This is a genomic window from Streptomyces sp. YIM S03343 (assembly GCF_054729195.1).
The window spans coordinates 39,925-54,527 of record NZ_JBPUKX010000002.1 but is presented as its reverse complement, the minus strand read 5'-3'; the positions used below and the strand labels follow the sequence as shown (position 1 = coordinate 54,527).

At 68.4% G+C, this 14,603-nt stretch carries 11 protein-coding genes and 3 pseudogenes; 7 read left to right on the top strand and 7 right to left on the bottom strand.

Going from position 1 to position 14,603, the window contains the following annotated elements; genetic code table 11:
- Positions 1 to 5: 5 nt before the first annotated feature.
- A complete protein-coding gene (locus ACSYGN_RS35995) occupies positions 6 to 320 on the bottom strand; it encodes a hypothetical protein (RefSeq protein ID WP_460405825.1) in 315 nt (104 codons plus the stop codon).
- Between ACSYGN_RS35995 and ACSYGN_RS35990 the strand changes: the two genes are divergently transcribed.
- Complete coding sequence (locus ACSYGN_RS35990) at positions 300 to 527, top strand: hypothetical protein (RefSeq protein ID WP_460404098.1); 228 nt, start codon at positions 300 to 302, stop codon at positions 525 to 527. The genes ACSYGN_RS35995 and ACSYGN_RS35990 overlap by 21 nt on opposite strands.
- Before the next feature lie 82 nt (positions 528 to 609).
- On the top strand, positions 610 to 1,008 hold the full coding sequence (locus ACSYGN_RS35985) for a hypothetical protein (protein ID WP_460404096.1): 399 nt from the start codon (positions 610 to 612) through the stop codon (positions 1,006 to 1,008).
- Positions 1,009 to 1,871: 863 nt separating this feature from the next.
- Here ACSYGN_RS35985 and ACSYGN_RS35980 read toward each other — a convergent pair.
- The 3 genes and pseudogenes from ACSYGN_RS35980 to ACSYGN_RS35970 all read right to left on the bottom strand — a co-directional run.
- Positions 1,872 to 3,893 (bottom strand): PTS fructose transporter subunit IIABC, encoded by a 2,022-nt coding sequence (locus tag ACSYGN_RS35980; RefSeq protein ID WP_460404094.1) that lies wholly within the window; start codon positions 3,891 to 3,893, stop codon positions 1,872 to 1,874.
- A gap of 278 nt (positions 3,894 to 4,171) precedes the next feature.
- Positions 4,172 to 5,119 carry a 1-phosphofructokinase gene (gene pfkB, locus ACSYGN_RS35975; protein WP_460404092.1) on the bottom strand — a complete coding sequence of 316 codons (948 nt, stop codon included), beginning with the start codon at positions 5,117 to 5,119 and terminating at the stop codon, positions 4,172 to 4,174.
- Positions 5,116 to 5,229: pseudogene (locus tag ACSYGN_RS35970) on the bottom strand (D-beta-D-heptose 1-phosphate adenosyltransferase); the annotation flags it as partial. The gene pfkB and the pseudogene ACSYGN_RS35970, both read right to left, overlap by 4 nt.
- Positions 5,230 to 5,651: 422 nt before the next feature.
- Between ACSYGN_RS35970 and ACSYGN_RS35965 the strand changes: the two are divergent.
- Positions 5,652 to 6,104: pseudogene (locus ACSYGN_RS35965) on the top strand (DeoR/GlpR family DNA-binding transcription regulator); the annotation flags it as partial.
- A 6-nt stretch (positions 6,105 to 6,110) separates the two neighbouring features.
- Here the strand turns inward: ACSYGN_RS35965 and ACSYGN_RS35960 are convergent.
- Positions 6,111 to 6,264: pseudogene (locus tag ACSYGN_RS35960) on the bottom strand (carbohydrate kinase family protein); the annotation flags it as partial.
- A gap of 258 nt (positions 6,265 to 6,522) precedes the next feature.
- On the opposite strand from ACSYGN_RS35960, the gene ACSYGN_RS35955 reads away from it, so the two are divergent.
- The 4 genes from ACSYGN_RS35955 to ACSYGN_RS35940 all read left to right on the top strand — a co-directional run bounded on the left by ACSYGN_RS35955 (position 6,523) and on the right by ACSYGN_RS35940 (position 10,629).
- Complete coding sequence (locus ACSYGN_RS35955) at positions 6,523 to 7,533, top strand: substrate-binding domain-containing protein (RefSeq protein ID WP_460404090.1); 1,011 nt, start codon at positions 6,523 to 6,525, stop codon at positions 7,531 to 7,533.
- A 142-nt stretch (positions 7,534 to 7,675) separates the two neighbouring features.
- Positions 7,676 to 8,689, top strand: coding sequence for an ABC transporter permease (locus ACSYGN_RS35950; protein ID WP_460404088.1), 1,014 nt, complete (start codon positions 7,676 to 7,678; stop codon positions 8,687 to 8,689).
- Positions 8,686 to 9,522, top strand: a complete 837-nt coding sequence (locus ACSYGN_RS35945) for an ATP-binding cassette domain-containing protein (RefSeq protein WP_460404086.1) — start codon at positions 8,686 to 8,688, stop codon at positions 9,520 to 9,522. The genes ACSYGN_RS35950 and ACSYGN_RS35945 overlap by 4 nt, the downstream gene beginning before the upstream one ends.
- A gap of 75 nt (positions 9,523 to 9,597) precedes the next feature.
- On the top strand, positions 9,598 to 10,629 hold the full coding sequence (locus ACSYGN_RS35940) for a LacI family DNA-binding transcriptional regulator (RefSeq protein WP_460404084.1): 1,032 nt from the start codon (positions 9,598 to 9,600) through the stop codon (positions 10,627 to 10,629).
- Between the two features lie 465 nt (positions 10,630 to 11,094).
- Here the strand turns inward: ACSYGN_RS35940 and ACSYGN_RS35935 are convergent, their stop codons facing one another.
- Positions 11,095 to 12,303 (bottom strand): DUF2235 domain-containing protein, encoded by a 1,209-nt coding sequence (locus ACSYGN_RS35935; protein WP_460404082.1) that lies wholly within the window; start codon positions 12,301 to 12,303, stop codon positions 11,095 to 11,097.
- A 586-nt stretch (positions 12,304 to 12,889) separates the two neighbouring features.
- On the bottom strand, positions 12,890 to 13,948 hold the full coding sequence (locus tag ACSYGN_RS35930; RefSeq protein WP_460404080.1) for a M12 family metallopeptidase: 1,059 nt from the start codon (positions 13,946 to 13,948) through the stop codon (positions 12,890 to 12,892).
- Positions 13,949 to 14,603 lie beyond the last annotated feature (655 nt).

Sequence of the window (14,603 nt, the reverse complement as noted above, 5' to 3'; positions counted from 1 at the left end):
CAGGGTCAGATGGGGACACCGATCACGACCGGACCGCCGATGGTGTCCATCGACTCGTAGCGCACGATCGGGCCGGTGCGTGGTTCGTGCAGGATCTGGTCGTCGGCTTCGTCGGCTTCGTCGTAGTCGTAACTCTGGAAGTAGCGGGGCTTGCCCGCGACATCGGTGAGGGTCGGCACGCAGATGCGGCGCAGCACCAGCGACAGGCCCTCGCCCTGTTCCGGGACCTCGGAGACATCGCGGGCGAGATCGAGACACTCAACGGTCTCGGGGAAGCGTTCCGAGGCTGCGGCGAACCAGTGCTGGCGCGCACCCAGCACGCGGCGGCGCTGGCACTGGCCACCGAGATCGGCGACCGCTACGAGCAGGCGCGCGCTCAGGCTGGCCTGGCCCGGCTGCGCTTCGAGGCGGGGGACGCCATCGCAGCGCGCGACGGCTGGCGCAGAGCACTCGAGCTGTACGTGGAGCTGGGCGTCCCGGACGCAGAGGAGATACATACACGCCTGGCCGAGCTCGAAGACTGCTGAGCGGCGAAGACGGAAGGCCGCCCCAGTGCTTGCGGCAGAACCACACATCGGCCGTTTCCGGCGAGGGTCAAAGGAGACACAGATGCTGGAAGAAGTACTGGCAGGGCTGGCCATGACCGGAGCCACGACCGTGGTGGCGGCCATCGCCACCAGCGCCTGGGACAGCACCCGGCACGCGGTCGTGCAATTGTTCGCCTATGACCAGGGCCGACAGGCCGCCGTGATCGCAGCTCAACTGGACGGCGATGCTGCCCTGGTGGCACAGGACCCCGACACACCGACGGTGCCCGCCAGGACCTCGTCGCGCCTTGGAACCGGCGGCTGGCAGACTTCCTGCGCCGGCACCCCGACCTCCACAAGGAGTTTCAAGCCCTCGTTGACGCCGTTCGGGCTGAGCTGCCCCAACCTCGACAGCAGTGGGTGCAGAACATCACCGCCCGTGACTACGGTCATGCCTACGGGGTCCAGGGCGGAAACATGAATGTCTACCACATAGCTCCGGTACGGCCGACGCCCGCGGCCTCGCAACCGACGAGAGCAGCACTCCCGCCCCATGAAACCGTCGGGTGGTGGCGGGAAGCGTGCTGGGGTGGCGTGGGGGTGGCGGTCGGACGGCCGGGCCAGACGTAGGAGGGCCGGGAGGGATGGCGGGGCGTCAATTTGACGTCATGTCAGAGTCGTTGTGGGATGTATGTGAGAGTCACGGCGATGTGGGCGGTATGTAACAGAAGTCTGCTGTGCTCATGTTTCCGGTTGTGTAGAGGGATGGTGTGGTTGTGCGGCCGACCGGCTGCCGAATCGCATCACGCACCACTGGTGACCTGCGGTTTCATGTATGGCTGTCCGGGGTGTGCGCGTGGTCTTCACCGACCCGCGCAGTGAGTTCGACGGCAGGACCATGTGCGGTGACCCGGAGGGTGTGAACGGCATTGTAAAGACCGGTCTGTCCAAGGCAGACAACACACAGGTGCGCTCGAAGTGGGTATGGCGTCCTGTATGAACCGTTCCGGGTTCGGCAGGGACTCTGATGTGCGAGTTGTCCGAGGCTGGTCATGATCCAGCGGGCGACATGTGTTTCGGGGCGGGCGGCCCCAAACCCGCTGAATCGCAGACCCGGTGGACACCCAGGTCAGACGCGCGGCGTCGCCGAGAAGGCCCGGAGAGCGGTGCCAGGATTGCTCCCGGTCCCGCATCTCCGGACCTCTCGCCGAATCCGCCGTGCGCCTTTCAGCGCACGGCGGACTCTCCACGGTGTACGTCGTCAGACGTGGTTGGTTACTGTTCAGGGATTGGGGATCCTCGACGCCCCGTAGCGGCAACGGGCGACCGTTACGGTGAGGGTCGTCAGGCCGTCGCGGGCTGCTTGGTGTCCTTGCTGCCGTCGGCGTTCGCCGTCGCAGCGGCCGCGCCCACCGGTGTGCCGGGGGTGTTCCCCTGGCTCGGCTTGCGCATGCCCTTCAGGACGACGACCAGCGCCGTGGTGACACCCACACCTGCCGCGATGGCGATCAGGTAGAGGAACGGGTTGCCGATCAGCGGGACCACGAAGATGCCGCCGTGCGGGGCGCGCAGCGTGGCGTCGAAGGCCATCGACAGGGCGCCGGTGACCGCGCCGCCCGCCATCGAGGAGGGGATGACGCGCAGCGGGTCGGCCGCGGCGAACGGGATCGCGCCTTCGGAGATGAAGGAGAGGCCGAGGACCCAGGCGGCCTTGCCGTTCTCGCGCTCGGTCTCGGTGAAGAGCTTGCCGCGCACGTTGGTGGCGAGGGCCATGGCCAGCGGCGGCACCATACCGGCCGCCATGACGGCCGCCATGATCTTCATCGCGGAGTTGCTCGGGTCGGAGACCGCGATTCCGGCGGTGGCGAAGGTGTAGGCGACCTTGTTGACCGGACCGCCGAGGTCGAAGCACATCATCAGACCGAGCAGCGTGCCGAGCAGGATCGCGTTGGTGCCGGACAGGCTGTTCAGCCAGTCGGTCATGCCCTTCTGGGCGGAGGCGATGGGCTTGCCGATCACGACGAACATCAGGAATCCGACGACCGCCGAGGAGATCAGCGGGATCACCACCACGGGCATGATGCCGCGCAGCGAGGCCGGTATGTCGATCTTCTGGATGGACAGCACCACGCCACCGGCGATCAGACCGGCCGCGAGGCCGCCGAGGAAGCCCGCGTTGATGGTGAGCGCGATCGAGCCGCCGACGAAGCCGGGGACGAGACCGGGTCGGTCCGCCATGCCGTAGGCGATGTAACCGGCCAGGACCGGGACGAGGAAGCCGAAGGCCACGGCGCCGATCTGGAAGAGCAGGGCCGCCCAGCTGTCGCCCTGGGTCCACACGAAGTGGTCCATCACAGACGGCGCCTTGTTGATCTTGTAGCCGCCGATCGCGAAGCCGAGGGCGATGAGCAGACCGCCCGCGGCGACGAAGGGGACCATGTAGCTCACGCCGGACATCAGCCACTTGCGGAGCTTGGTGCCGTAGCCCTCGCCGGGCTCACCGGCGCGCTCGACCGGGCTGCCGGAGGCACCCGGTGCGGCGGCCGCGGTGACCTCGCCGCGCCCGGCCCTGGCGCGCACGTCGGCGATCAGTTCGGGGGCGCGGTTGATGCCGGCCTTCACGCCGACGTCGACGGTCGGCTTGCCGGCGAAGCGGTCCTTGTCCCGGACGGGCACGTCGTGTGCGAAGACCACGCCGTCCGCGGCGGCGATCACGGCCGGGTCGAGCCGGGTGAAACCGGCCGAGCCCTGGGTCTCGACGACGATCTCGACGCTCGCCTCACGGCCGGCCTTCTCCAGCGACTCGGCCGCCATGTAGGTGTGGGCGATGCCGGTCGGGCAGGAGGTGACGGCGACGATGCGGAACGGGCGCTCTCCGGCGCCGGCGGTGTCTCCACTCTTCACGGCGGCGGCAGCTGCGGCCTTCTTGTCCCCGCCGATGAGGGCCGCGGCCTCCGCCGGGCTGTCCACCGACCGCAGTGCGGCGGTGAAGTCGCTGTCCATCAGGCGGCGCGCGAGTGACGAGAGGATCGTCAGGTGGGCGTCGTCCGCCCCGGCGGGAGCGGCGATCAGGAAGACGAGATCGGCGGGGCCGTCGGCGGCGCCGAAGTCGATACCGACGGCGCTGCGGCCGAAGGCGAGCGTCGGCTCCGTGACATGCTCGCTGCGGCAGTGCGGGATGCCGATGCCGCCGTCCAGGCCGGTGGCCATCTGTGCCTCACGGGCGGCCACGTCGGCGATCAGGCCGTCGAGGTCTGTCACCCTCCCCAGCGACACCATGCGCTCGGCGAGTGCGCGCACCGCCGCTTCCTTCGTTTCGGCTGACAGGTCGAGATCGACCAGATCCGCCACGATCATCTTGCTCATCGCGGACTCCTTTGTACACGTACGCCCGGGGGCGGGATTGGGGACGGGAGGGGTGCCGTCAGGGGGCGCCTGACAGGTAGAAGGGGAGAGGGGGATGAAGAACGGGAAAGGGAACGAGGGGCATTGAGGGGGAGTTAGAGGAGGTGGGTGCCTGTTCGGGCCCCGCCTCCGGTCGGCCACAGCGAGAATCGGGGGCTCACCGCTCGAATGGCCGGTCCGGGGGAGTCGTCCGCGGCCGGGGTGCCGGGGACGGCTGGGTGTCGCGCCGGTCGGCGCGTTCAGGAGGCCGGTTCGGTCAGTACCCGGTCCACCGGGATGTCGTCCGTGACCGTCACGGCCGTCGGGTCGAGGTCGTCCGGGGTCGGCATCACGCTTCCCGGCAGCTGTACGGCCGCGGCGCCGTGCGCGATGGCGGAGGCCAGCGCCTGGGGCCCGCTGCCGCCGGCGATCAGGAAGCCGGCGAGCGAGGAGTCGCCCGCGCCGACATTGCTGCGTACGACGTCCACGCGTGCGCTGCCGAACCAGGTGCCGGCGTCGTCCACGAGCAGCTGCCCGTCGGCGCCCAGGCTCGCCAGCACGGCACGGGCGCCCATGGCGCGCAGTTCCTCGGCCGCCTTCAGCGCGTCGCCCACGGTCGTCAGGGGTCGTCCGACGGCCTGGGCCAGTTCCTCGGCGTTGGGCTTGACGACATCGGGCTGCTCGCGCAGCGCCTCCAGCAGCGCGGCACCCGAGGTGTCGAGCGCGATCCGCGCGCCACCGGCGTGCGCCCGGGCGACCACATCGGCGTACCAGGACGGCGCGAGCCCGCGCGGCAGGCTGCCGCAGCAGGCGATCCAGTCCGCGTCACGGGACTGCTCGCGCACCGTCTCCAGCAGCAGCTCCTGCTCGGCGGCGGACAGCTCCGGACCCGGCGCGTTGATCTTGGTGAGCACCCCGTCCGGTTCGGCGAGGGCGATGTTCGAGCGGGTGGGGCCGGCGATCGGGACGGGCGCGACCTGGATGCCCTGTGCGTCGAGCAGATCGGAGACGAGCGCTCCCGGCGCACCGCCCAGCGGCAGTACGGCCACCGTGTGCTGCCCGGCGGCGGTCACGGCTCTTGAGACGTTGACCCCCTTGCCGCCCGGGTCGGTGCGCTCACCGGTGGCGCGGATGACCTCGCCGCGGTCGAGCGACGGGACCTCGTAGGTCCGGTCGAGGGACGGGTTCGGGGTGACGGTGAGAATCATGCGCGCACTACTTCCATGCCGCCGCGTTCCATGACGGCTGCGTTGTCGGGGCTCAGCCCGCTGTCGGTGATCAGCAGGTCCACGTCGCTCAGGCCGCCGAACCGGGCGAATCGGATATTACTGCCGTCGCCGACTCTGAGCGGGAACGTGGTGGGACGTCGGTGGCGACGGCCCGGGGTGATCAGGGCGGCGGACAGGGCGCAGGCGGTCGCCATCGCCGCCGTCATCCGCAAGCGGGCATGCTGGGATACATGTCTTGACCTCAAGATGCCTCCTGGCCTGTGGCCGTCCAGTGGGCGGAAGCGGGACTTTGGCGTGGGCCGACCGAAAAGCGACACCCCGGTCGGCGTCTCGCCTACATGCCGTCGGCCAGATGTCATCGTTGACTTATGTCATCGATGACATCGAGTGGCCCGATGATGAGTGGAATCCGGCCGGTGTGTCAAGTCCGTTCGTGTCCGGATGAAGTCCGAACCTGTTTACGGTGTGCCAATTCGGAGGTAGCCTCTGCGTGGAAACCACAGGTTCGGGCATGGGTTGGAGGTATCGGGCATGTTATGTGCCGGAACGGCAGCAGGAGATTCTCCGGCTCACCCGTGACGGCGGCCGGGTCGACGCGGTGTCGCTGGCCGAGGAGTCCCGGGCTGCCCTGGAGACGATCCGCCGCGATCTGACGGCACTCGACCGCGCGGGTCTGGTGCTCCGGGTGCACGGCGGCGTCATCCCGGCCGGGCGTCTCGGCTTCGAGCCGGACCTCGCCGAGCGTGAGACCACGGTCACTACGGAGAGGGACTGCATCTCCAAGGCCGCCTTCGCGGAACTGCCGGCCGACGGAGCGTTGATCCTCGACGTCGGCACGACCGTCGCACGCCTCGCAGGGGCGATCCTCCTGGAGCCGTCTTTCACGGTCGTCACACACTTTCTGACGATCGCCGCCCGCCTCGCGGACCACCCCGCCATCCGGCTTCACCTCGTCGGAGGGCGAGGGAGCGGCTGGTGTGCCCAGCCGGGTCAGGGGCACCGCTGTATTCGCAGCTCCGCCGCCTGGCAGCACCCGCAGGGCGAGTTTGTTCGAGGAGTTTGTCGGTTCAATGAAGGCGTCCGTGACGCACATGTTCCAGAACGGTGATCTGACGCGGGCTCATGCGCTGCTCTCCCCCGGAAAGGCTCGGAAAGATCGGGGCAGAGGGGCCGCACGGCGACGCGGGCGCTGACCGGCTGCCTGGCGACGACAGCGACGGACGTTGCCGATCTGTGACGGGTGGAAGGCATTGACGTTGCCGGGGTGCGGAGTCCATCATCCCGGCCAGGGAGTGTCAACGATGACATGAGTCAACGCTGACACCCCGGCGACATGCTCCGATCCCAACCCCGTGCCGCTCGCTATCCCACAGGAGCCGAACATGTCCCGCACCACTCGTCCCTCCTCCTGCTTCCTCAGAGCAGCCGCAGTCACGGGCATCGTGACCCTCACGCTGACGGCGTGCGGGTCCGGCTCCGGATCGGGCTCCTCGAACTCGGGCGGCGTCAAGGTCGGCCTGATCACCAAGACCGACACCAACCCGTTCTTCGTGAAGATGAAGGAGGGCGCGGAGACGGCCGCCAAGAAGAACGGCGCCCAGCTGGTCACTGCGGCAGGCAAGTTCGATGGCGACAACACCGGCCAGGTCACCGCCATGGAGAACATGGTCGCCTCCGGTGTGAAGGGCATTCTGATCACCCCGAGCGACTCCAAGGCCATCGTGCCCGCGATCGAGAAGGCGAAGGCCAAGGGCGTCCTGGTCATCGCCTTGGACACCCCGACTGATCCGGAGAGCGCGGTCGACGCGCTGTTCGCGACCGACAACCTCAAGGCCGGCCAGTTGATCGGCGAGTACGCCAAGGCCGCCATGAAGGGCAAGACAGCGAGGATAGCCGCCCTCGACCTCGCGCCGGGCGTCTCCGTCGGCGTCCAGCGGCACAACGGTTTCCTGAAGGGCTTCGGCGTGACCGACAAGGACCTCGTCTGCGCCCAGGACACCGGTGGCGACCAAGCCAAGGGCCAGACGGCGATGGAGAACTGCCTCCAGAAGGAACCCGACATCAACGTCGTCTACACCATCAACGAGCCGGCCGCCCTGGGTGCGTACACCGCGCTCAAGGCCAAGGGCCGAGAAAAGGACGTCCTGATCGTCTCCGTCGACGGCGGCTGCACCGGCACCCGAGCCGTCAAGGACGGCAAGATCGCTGCGACTTCGCAGCAGTACCCGTTGAAGATGGCCGCCGAGGGCGTCAAGGCTGTCGTGACATACGCCAAGGACGGCAGGAAGGCATCCGGATCCACCGACACCGGCGTCACTCTGATCACCGACAAGGCAGAGGACGGGGTCACGTCAAAGGACACCGCCTACGGCCTGCAGAACTGCTGGGGCTGAGCCCCGTAGGGCCGTACGACACCGCCCCCCAAGCGGGGCGGCCGGCCCGCCTCCCTGACCAGGGACGAGTGCCCCTTGTCCCGGCGGTGGGGGATTGTCCCCGCCTCCGACAAGGACATCTGTCATCCGACAAGGACTTCGCATGCCAGCCACGACCACGCCTTCGAGCACATTTTCGCCATATGCCGAGCTCAAAGCGCCGACCACGGCCCGCAGACTGCTCACGGCGCCGACCACCGGCCCGCTGGTCGCCCTCCTCCTCGCCTGCGCCTTCTTCGCCCTCTCGACCGACCAGTTCCTCACCGGCGGCAACTTCTCGCTGATCGTGCAGCAGGTCATGGTCGTCGGCACCCTCGCCATCGGACAGACCCTGATCATCCTCACCGCGGGCATCGACCTGTCGTGCGGTGCCGTGATGGCGTTCGGCAGCATCGTGATCGCCAAGATGGCTGCCGAGGGCTCCCTGCCCCCGCTCCTCGCCATCGTGCTGGGCACGGCCGTGTGCGGCGGGTTCGGGCTGCTCAACGGGCTGCTGGTGCAGAAGATCCCACTGCCGCCGTTCATCGTCACCCTCGGCATGCTCAACGTGGCATTCGCGCTGACGCACATCTACTCCAAGGAACAGACGGTCGCCGACCTGCCTGGCACGCTGACGGCCCTCGGCGAGACCTTCCCGCTCGGCCACACCGACATCACCTACGGCTCTCTGGTCACCATCGCCCTGTTCCTCCTGCTCGCCTACGCGCTGAGCAACACTGGTTGGGGTCGGCACGTCTACGCGCTGGGCAACAGCCAGGAAGCGGCACGGCTGAACGGCATCCGCACCTCCCGACTGACCATCGGCATCTACACCGTGGCCGGTCTGCTGTACGGCATCGCCGCCCTACTGCTCATCTCCCGTACCGGGGTCGGCGACCCGCAGGCCGGCCAGACCGACAACCTCGACAGCATCACCGCTGTGGTCCTGGGCGGGACCAGCCTCTTCGGCGGGCGCGGATCAGTTCTGGGTACTTTCATCGGCGTGCTCATCGTCGGTGTCTTCCGCAACGGCCTGCAGTTGATGGATGTCGCCTCCATTTACCAGACCCTGATCACCGGTGTCCTGGTGATCCTCGCGGTGACCGTCGACCAGATCTCCCGGAAGAGGGCCCGATGACCGCCACCTCCTCACCCACGCCCGTGCTGCAGGCCCGCGGTCTGGTCAAGCGCTACGGCCATGTTTCCGCCATCGACGGCGCTGACTTCGACCTGCTGCCGGGCGAGGTCCTCGCCGTCATCGGCGACAACGGCGCCGGCAAGACCAGCCTGATCAAGGCCCTTACCGGGGCCCTGGTCCCCGATGCGGGCGAGATTCGCCTCAACGGCGAGCCCATCACCTTCTCCGGTCCGCAGAGCGCACGCGCCCACGGCATCGAGACGGTGTACCAAGACCTCGCCGTGGCCGCCTCGATGGACATCGCCTCGAACATGTTCCTCGGGCGCGAACTGCGTCGGCCCGGCGTCCTCGGCAGCGCCTTCCGCATGCTCGACAAGAAGCGCATGCGCCAGGAGGCCGCCGAGCACATGGCCGACCTGAAGATCGGCCTGCGCTCACTCACGCAGGCGGTCGAGACCCTGTCCGGTGGACAGCGGCAGGCCGTCGCGGTCGCCCGCGCCGTCGCCTGGGCCCGCAGTGTCGTCGTCATGGACGAGCCCACCGCCGCTCTCGGTGTCAAGGAGTCCGGCCAGGTCCTCGACCTCATCCGCCGCGTGCGCGACAAAGGCATGCCGGTCGTCCTGATCAGCCACAACATGCCGCACGTCTTCGAGATAGCCGACCGGATCCACGTCCACCGCCTCGGCCGACGCGCCGCCGTGATCAAGCCTTCCGACTACTCCATGGCGGAGGTCGTCGCTATCATGACCGGCGCCCTCACCGTCGATGCGGCCGGAGATACTGTCGTAGCGGATTCCGAGGCGGCAAAGGCGGCAGGAATCCAGGCCACCTGACAGCACAACCCAGCTCTCGTGGTTTCCGGCCGAGGCCAGGCCGGAACCGAGGCCACAACAGGAGACAGCTTTTCCATGGCAGCGAACCGCCGCCCCACCCTGGCCGACGTCGCCCGAGAGGTCGGAGTGAGCGCCAAGACGGTCTCCCGCGTCCTCAACGAGGACGGGCCCGCCTCGGCCCGGACCAGAGAACAGGTTCTCGCCGCGGTGGCCAAGCTGGGCTTCCAGCCGAACCTCATGGCCCGCAACATCCGCGTCGGCGGACCTGACACCACCATCGGACTTGTCATCCCCGACCTCGCCAACCCCTTCTTCGGAGCCGTGGCCCGGAGCATCGAAGACACCGTCCGCGACCGTGGCCTGACACTGCTCATGGGCTCCTCCGCGGACGATCCCGACCGCGAACGCGACCTGACGGACAAGTTCCTCGCCCGCCGCGTCAGCATCCTGATCGTCGTGCCGTCCGTCGGTGCCGACCACGCCCACCTCAAGTCCCACCGTACGGCGGGACTTCCCGTGATCTTCCTCGACCGGCCAGGAGCAGGCCTCGCCGCGGACGGAATCGTGAGCTCCAACCGCGCGGGCGCTCAGGACGGCGTCGCCCATCTGATCGCTCACGGGCACCGGCGCATCGGCTTCGTCGGTGACCTGCCCGAGAAGCTGTACACACGCCGTGAGCGTCTGGCCGGCTACCGCTCGGCGCTGCAGGAAGCCGGCATCCCCTACGACCGCGCGGTCGTCACAAATGCCCACGACCAGCAAGGGGCCGAGGCCACGACCGCCCAGCTTCTCGCCCTGGCCGATCCCCCCACCGCCCTGTTCGCCGGCAACAACATCATTGCCATGGGCATCGTCGCCGAACTGGCACGCAGCAAGCGCAAGCACGTGGCCCTCGTCGCCTTCGACGACGTCTCCCTGGCCGAGGTGCTCGAACCGGCCCTGACCGTCGTCGCCCAGGACCCCGAGGAACTCGGCAGAGCGGCGGCGACCACCGCCCTGGCCCGCCTCGACGGCGACCGCACCCGCGCCCGAACCATCACGGTACCGACTCGCCTGATCGTCCGGGGCTCGGGAGAGCAACCTGCGCCCGGCACGCAGGAGACGTGACCCGGCCGCCTCGGTCCAAGCGCAATCTTGTCTGAGTGCTTCGTCGAGTGGCTCCCGCAGGGCTGAGGAGGTCGGTGCGACGGCGGTGGCAAGCAATGCCGGGCCGCCGGCCAGCGGCGCGAGGACGGCACAGCTGTCCTCGGTCCCTTCGCGGAGCAGGACGGGGGAACTCCGAACGTCCGTCAGCCGGCTAGTCCGGCCACAGTCAGGCGGTGCTTCCGGGGCGGGTGCCACGCCTGGGGCGGGTGGTAGGACACAACACCAAGAACCTCAAACACCCGGAGGAGCACGGAGCGCTGCCGGTCCGGGTGAAGATCTGGGGAACCGTGGACCGGCCTGTAGGGATGGGGGCCAGACCGTGAACCGCACGCCGGTCAGGCACTCGCTTCGGGCCCAGAGCCAGGCGCCCTCGGCACCGCCCTTTTGAGGGCCGGGTGTGTGCAACGCGACTCCGCCGCCCGGACGTCACCCGTGGCGACGGTGGCCGAGGTCCACTCGCCTCCTCTCCTCTTCCGGCCGCTGCTCTCTGTCGCCCTCCCTTTGCCTGGCCGCCGGGCCGGGCAGCAGCACCGGCTCGAGGCGGATGCGCTGTTGATCGGTGAGATACCGCTGCAGCTCAGGTGGCCGGTAGTCGCCGATCGTGTCGTAGCGGTTCTTGGCCGGCACTCCCAGGAACTCGTTTCCGTCGAGGTTGCCCTTTTCGTCGGTTGCGCATCCGAGGGGCCGGTGCAGCGGCTCGCCCAGTCGGTACAGACCCGTTCGCGAGGGGTGCAAGGTGCCCGAGCTGTCCGGCCGCACACCGAAGCCGACGCTCCCGCCCGCCTTCATCTCGCTCGGGCCGACTGCGCTGAGCACCTCGGAGTCGAACTCCAGCCCGTGCCGGCCGGCTTGCTCTGCCATCCACAGCAGGGCGATGTCGGACAGCCCCGTCTCCTCGTAGCCGCCACCGACATCGCTGTGCGACCCGGCGAACCACACTTGCTTCAGCTCCTGGCCCTGCTCGGCGGCGCCCGGCTGCTGGTGCCACAGCGTCGGCTGGAACGCTGAGCGCTGTTCGTCGATGGACAGGGCGTGGAAGGCCGCCTTGACCCAGCTGCTCAGCTCGGTGTCGTGGAACGCCCAGCGGCGGTTGAACCGGTGCACGGCCGGCTGGAGCCACCGAGGGTCCGGAACCGGTATGCCCAGGGCGCCCACCGTGTCCCACACCCCGATGAAGTGGATTTCCGTCTCGTGCGCGTACGAGCGGCGGAAGAGCGTGGAGGCCACACCGCTCGGCTTCTCGATCCGGTCACGGTAGAGGGCCCAGGCCTGCCGGATCCGGTCGGTATGGTCCCTGCGCACGATGCCGCTGTTGCGCACCAGACCCGCAAGGCTGCGGGCGGTGAAGGCGCCCCGGCTGAAGCCGAACAGGAACAGTTCGTCGCCGGGTTGGTACGTCTGGACGAGGAAGCGGTAGGCGTCGGTGACATCCCGGGACAGTCCCACACCGAACGCGCCGCCGCCCAGATGCTCCCACCGGTGGGTGCCGACGCCGCTGTGGTAATAGACGCGCTGGTCCTTCCCGGTAGCGGGTCCGGGGTGCACCGACAGGGCGATCTTGCTGACATTCGTCTTGCTCGGCTGGTCGGCAAAGTTCCATGTGCCGTCGCAGCAGACCACCAGACGCCTAGTCATGACCATCCCTCCTGCCGCGTGAAGTGCCTTGTGTCGTAGAGGTGTTCAGCAGGTCGAGGTTGGCGTCCGGCATGTGCGGTGACCTCGGCGATCCTGCTTGACGGACAACTGGTGAGGATCCGGCCGAATTCGGTCGTTTCCATTCAAGCGTCTCTCCACTGAGGCTGGTCGTCCACCGGACTCACGTCGTATCGCCGGACGGCGACCGATCTCGATCGTGATCGAACGCGGCCGGCCCGTCAGCCCGGTGCTGGAGCGGCCGGGCCGCTCGGTCAGGCCCGGCACCTGCTCGGCGAACGTCGTGCGGGTGCAGCGCCGGTGGCAGAAGCACTGGTGCACCTGCGGCCGGACTGTGTCCCCGTGAGGACCCAATGGCCGGTCCACCAGGGTGTGTTGGTGTGTGCGGTGCCGACGAGGGCGCGGCTACCACCGCCACCGAGCGCACCGGGCATGCGGCACAGGCTTGTCGCACGTCTCGGCCAGGACCGGGTCGGCGTCGTCGCCGCGTCGAGACGATGACGCACTGAGCACACGGGCCGTGCCATTCGCCCGGTGGCCGCCCCGGACTCGGGGCGGCCACCACCGCTCACCAGTACATGAGAGCGATCGAGCCGCTACCCCAGCTGGAGTACAGGCGGGCCCGAGCCACATAACGGTGGTCCTTCACGAGCTTGACACCGAGGCGTCCGTTGCGGTCCTGTCCGCTGTCGTCGTCGGCGGTGACGTATTGCAGACCGTCGGCGGTCTCCTCGAACAGGGCCAGGACGACGTCGCTGTTGCCGAAGGTGCCGACCTGATAGCTCCGGGTCTCCGGCGGAACGATCTCGAAGTCGGCCTGACCCCCGGTGGCGAGCTGCACCGGCGCCGACTGGAAGGGCTGGAGTCTGGCCGGCTGGGCGACCAGCGGCGGATACCACTGGAGCACACGCTCCTTGTCCGTGGCGGACAGGCCCAGCGTCTCCGGGATGCCGCCGCGGTAGTTCTCCGGACGCACGATGAGCCCGGGCCCGAAGCTGTACTCCATGATGGAGTCGGGGTCCCAGGTGGAACCCGTCACCTCGTTCTGCGACAGCTTGCGCAGGATGTTGTTGAACGTGACCTCGTGGGGCCAGTTGTTGGGCGGTCCGGCGAGGTCCGCGTAGACCTTCTCCTCGTTCCAGACGATGCCGGCGAACGGGTTCTGGTGCTCGTGGGCGAAGCCGATCGCGTGCCCGGTCTCGTGCAGCGCGGTGGCCTTGCCGTACGGGGTGGTCAGGTCCCAGCCGAACGTCATGGTCGGCTCGGTGGTCCCGATCCCCAGATTGTCCCGGCCGACATACGACGCGGACCCCTCACTCTCCCGGAAGAGGACGCGGATCTCGGAGTCGCCGGGATCGGCCACCTCCTGGAACTCCAGCCCGATCCCGAGGGCCTTCCAGGATTGGAAGGCGTGCCGGACCTCGTCCAGCTGCTCCGGACCTCCGATGTCGCCGCCTTGGTCGAGGAAGGCGTAGTGCAGGATCGTGCCGTTGATCCACTTGGCGCGGATCAGGAGTATGGCCCTCGAGCGGTTCGGGTTGAGGTCCGGGCGCAACACGGGCTGGGTCTGCGGTGGTTGGGCGCAGTAGCGGGGCACAGCTGTCCCGCTTTCGGTCGGCGCGTTCATGGTGTCTCCTTCAGGCGCGTGTCTTTCACCGCGAGGGTGAGCGCGTACCCAGCCGTCGGCCGGTGGTCGGGCGGAGAAGGAGGTCGGCGGCGTGATACTGATCGCCACCACGGTGTTACGGCTCTTGGTGAAACGGGACCGTGTCCAGCAGAGTGGTGTGACGCCGAGCGCCAGTGGCGCTCCTTCGTCGCCAATGCCCTGTTCGCAGGGCATGCGCAGCGAAACGGAATGTGATCAGCTACACCACGTGAGCGGACACGACCGTGACATGCCCGATCTGATTATTTCATCATCTTTCCGGACGAGTCATTCCGCAAGTCGTGAATGGTTAAACACCGCAGGAAACAGGGCGGTTGAACCGTGAAGCACCGCCTTCTCGTGCGGGCCTTCACACGTCGGCGGCCGTGCTCGGACAGGAGGTTGTCGAGCACTGCCCGTCCGATTGTCCCGGTCAGTGTTGCGTGTCGACGGTCAGGTAATTCCTCACGATCTGCATGCCTGGACGTCTCCCTCTCGGCTCCGGCCTCGTGATCTTCGTCGCCACTCAAGCGTCGTGCGCGTGCCCGCTCTGTCTCTGGGCTCGCCACGTGGGCCGCCGCGCTGTACCTGTTCCCGCGGTTGTAGTGCCCGGACACTCCCAAGGCCGGGAGGGCGC